The organism is Syntrophomonas sp. UBA1041 (assembly GCF_002316705.1).
In the GTDB taxonomy this organism is placed as follows: Bacteria; Bacillota; Syntrophomonadia; order Syntrophomonadales; family Syntrophomonadaceae; genus DTU019.
Map to the genome: position 1 here is coordinate 17,838 of NZ_DCEA01000095.1, position 3,589 is coordinate 21,426.

The following is a 3,589-nucleotide window of genomic DNA, read 5'->3' on the forward strand; positions in this document are numbered from 1 at the left end:
CCGATTTTTCCAAAGGAATGAAATCGAGGCTGAACTTCATAAAAGCTCTGCTTCATGATCCCAAACTATTATTTTTGGATGAACCGACTTCCGGGCTTGACCCTTCTAATGCCAGGCAAATGAAGGATATTATACTGCAGCAAAAAGCGCGGGGGAAAACCATTTTGCTGACCACTCATAATATGTATGATGCGACCGAACTCTGCGACCGGGTTGCCTTTATCGTGGATGGTGACTTGAGGGCTCTTGATACGCCTCGTAATTTGATCATGTCCAAAAGGGCTTCCAAGATCAAGTATAGCTATCTTGAGAATGGACAGGAGAAAGAGGCGGAGGGAATTTTAAACCGCACGGGAGAAGACGTAGTACTGCAAAAAATGATTAGTGAAAACCGGCTGCTGTCAATTCATAGCAGTGAACCCACTCTGAACGATGTTTTCGTAGAGTTGACAGGGAGGCGGCTGCAATGAAGCTAAAAGCATTGCTGCTCGGTGATCTTCGGCTTCAGTATAAATACGGGTTTTACTTTTTATATGTCGTATTCTCCATTTTGTATATTTGCGTCCTGTTTGCACTGCCAGAGGCATGGAGGGGGAAAACTTCAGTCCTGCTGATTTTTTCGGATCCTGCGGCGATAGGGCTGTTTTTCATGGGAGCACTCATCCTGTTCGAAAAAGGCGAACGCGCGCTGGACAGCATCGCCATATCCCCGATCAGGCCGTACGAATACATATTGTCCAAGGTGCTTTCGATTGCCTTAATTTCCACCATAGTTGCTCTTACGATCGGAATACCCGCCCAAGCAGTACAGAATCCTTTCTATTTTATTATCGGTGTTTTCTTGTGCTCCTGCCTATTTTCAGCAGTGGGGCTTATTGCTGCTGCCAAAAGTATCAGTCTGAATGATTTCATGCTTGCCGCGGTACCGGCTGAACTGCTGATCAACATTCCGGCCATTGCCTATCTTTTCAGATGGGACCCGGGTTGGCTGTTGCTGCATCCAGGTGCCAGCACGATTGAACTTTTGCAAAACGGGAGGCACTCTGGGGCTGCTTTGGCGGTCCTGGCAGTCTGGACTGTTCTTATCGCCATGTTGGCAAACAGGGCGGTTGTCAAAATGTTTAAATCCTTGGGGGGGATCAAGCTGTGAAACCGCTTTGGCGCTCTTTTGGCGTATTCATCCGTCAAATTATCAGAGACAATATGCTTTGGGCGGTTTGTTTCGCCCCCCTGCTGGCGGCGTTATTTTTCCGATATGGCATTCCATTGATTGAGGGGCTGTTATGCGGGTATTTTCAGCAGCAAGCGATTTTGTCGGATTACTATCTTCTGTTTGATCTGCTACTTAGTCTGTTAACCCCGTATCTGTTCTGTTATGTTTCTGCGATGGTGATGCTGACCGAACGGGATGAGAATATGGCAGGATACATGGCAGTTACTCCAGTGGGAAAATCAGGCTATGTCATGTCAAGGCTGGTATTCCCGGCACTAATCGCGCTGGTGGCATCTGTATTGCTGATGTCGTTTTTTACCTTAACAGTCTGGCTATTTTGGACAGCACTGGCTGTTTGCCTGCTGACCTGCTTACTGAGTATAACCGTGGCACTCTTGATCTTTTCCTTATCGCGCAACAGAGTGGAAGGTATGGCAATGGCAAAAATGGCGGGACTTTTGATACTAGGACTGCTGGTACCATTTTTCATATTATCGAACGTCAAATATCTCGCCGCACCCTTGCCCTCTTTCTGGATTGCGGAATTCTGTATTACGCAAAACGTACTGCTGCTATTGCCGGCAGCGTTGATATCTCTAATTTGGATTTGGCTGCTTTATGGACGATTCGTCAGAAAGCTCTACTAAGAGGCAGAAACGAAGGAAGACGGCGGAATGTTCTTCTGTCTTGCCAGAGTCAGGAATGTTTTAGGTAAAGGGGCAAGACAGAGGAACCGTCCCCCTGTCCCCGTCCCCCTGTCCCCGTCGGAGAATGAAGAAAAGGATGGGATTGAGTTGAAATCTTACCGTAAGGAACTTCTGTTTAATCTGCCGTCCCGCAGGGGCTATGTGAATATCACTGCGCAAGTGCAGTCCTGTATTAATGAAAGCGGCATCACCGAAGGGCTGGTGCTGGTAAATGCGATGCATATTACCGCCAGTGTGTTTGTTAACGATAACGAGTCCGGATTACATCAGGATTTTGAAGACTGGCTTGAACAACTGGCCCCGGAAAAGCCGTACAGCCAATACCGTCATAATGGCTATGAAGATAACGCCGACGCCCATTTAAAAAGGCAGATTATGGGGCGCGAAGTTGTCGCGGCGATTACTGAGGGGAAGCTTGACTTTGGCCCCTGGGAGCAGATATTTTACGGAGAATATGACGGTAAACGCCCAAAACGAGTGCTCGTTAAGATCATAGGGGAATAACAAGTCGCTTAAGTGGCGTCCCTGGGCAAGTGCAAAACGCGTGAGTGAAATAAGACAAGACAAGGCAAGACAAGGAGACGGTTCATTTGTCTTGTTGTCTTGGAAGGGCGTGAGGAAAGTGAAAGAGAATAAGTATGATGATCCACGATTTTTCAGCCAATATAAGCAAATGGCGCGCTCTGTAGGCGGTTTGCAGGCCTCAGGCGAATGGCATGAATTTCGTAAGATGATGCCCGATTTCCGGGACCGGCGTGTTCTGGATCTGGGGTGCGGCTTTGGCTGGCATTGCCGCTATGCGGCTGAGCAGGGTGCGCGGCGGGTGATGGGGATTGATCTTTCAGAAAAGATGCTGCAGGAAGCCCGGCTAAAAACGACCGCCACCTCTATCGAGTATATCCATATGCCGGTTGAGGATATCGATTTCCCGGAGAACTCCTTTGATACAGTAATCAGCTCGCTGGTATTTCACTACATCAAGTCTTTTGACGATATATGCAAGGGAGTCAGCCGATGCCTGGCACCCGGTGGCGATTTTGTCTTTTCTGTCGAACATCCCATTTTTACCGCACAAGGGGAGCAGCAATGGTATTGCGATGCAAATGGCAAACCACTGCACTGGCCGGTAGACCGATATTTCGAAGAAGGGGAGCGCAAAGCAATCTTCCTAGGCGAAGAAGTCACGAAATATCACCGCACCCTGACCACCTATATCAACACCCTCATTGAGAATAGCTTCAAGATCATCAAATTAGTAGAACCCCAACCGGCCAATGAACTTATGGGCGATCCCGGTATGCAGGACGAGCTGCGCCGTCCGATGATGCTATTGGTGGCAGCAGGGAAAAGGTAAAAGATACCTGGGGGTTATTTATTACGACAGAGTTAACCAATGAAGATAAGGCACGGTGACAGGTTACAGATCATAGCCTCACATCGTGTGCATCACATATGTTAATGGACTGGGCAGTAATTTTTCGTTGGTAGCCTATTTTTCGGATGTGCCATGCGAAGAAGACGAATGGAGAAATGCAGTAACAGCAGAAATGTGCCATAGTTGCAGTATCTGCATAGATAATTGTCCCACAGGGGCAATAAGAAAAGACAGGTTTCTCATTGATAATCAAAGGTGTTTATCGGCCATGAACGAGTGGTACGAAGCAATACC

The 3,589-nt window shown here is 47.8% G+C and carries 6 protein-coding genes; all 6 read left to right on the forward strand.

The window, feature by feature from the left end:
* A partial coding sequence (locus B2633_RS14020; RefSeq protein WP_483171358.1) for an AAA family ATPase occupies positions 1-470 on the forward strand: 470 nt, incomplete at its 5' end.
* The gene (locus B2633_RS14025; RefSeq protein ID WP_483171359.1) at positions 467-1,150 is read left to right on the forward strand and encodes a fluoroquinolone export ABC transporter permease subunit; all 684 of its coding nucleotides are present in this window, start codon (positions 467-469) and stop codon (positions 1,148-1,150) included. The genes B2633_RS14020 and B2633_RS14025, both read left to right, overlap by 4 nt.
* A complete protein-coding gene (locus B2633_RS14030; protein WP_483171360.1) occupies positions 1,147-1,860 on the forward strand; it encodes an ABC transporter permease in 714 nt (237 codons plus the stop codon). The genes B2633_RS14025 and B2633_RS14030 overlap by 4 nt, the downstream gene beginning before the upstream one ends.
* A 147-nt stretch (positions 1,861-2,007) precedes the next feature.
* Positions 2,008-2,424 (forward strand): secondary thiamine-phosphate synthase enzyme YjbQ, encoded by a 417-nt coding sequence (locus tag B2633_RS14035; RefSeq protein WP_483171361.1) that lies wholly within the window; start codon positions 2,008-2,010, stop codon positions 2,422-2,424.
* A gap of 118 nt (positions 2,425-2,542) precedes the next feature.
* Positions 2,543-3,274: a class I SAM-dependent methyltransferase gene (locus tag B2633_RS14040; RefSeq protein ID WP_483171362.1), complete on the forward strand. Its 732-nt coding sequence runs from the start codon at positions 2,543-2,545 to the stop codon at positions 3,272-3,274.
* A gap of 148 nt (positions 3,275-3,422) precedes the next feature.
* Positions 3,423-3,589, forward strand: a 167-nt coding sequence (locus tag B2633_RS14045; RefSeq protein WP_483171366.1) for a 4Fe-4S double cluster binding domain-containing protein, incomplete at its 3' end; no start/stop codon positions are given.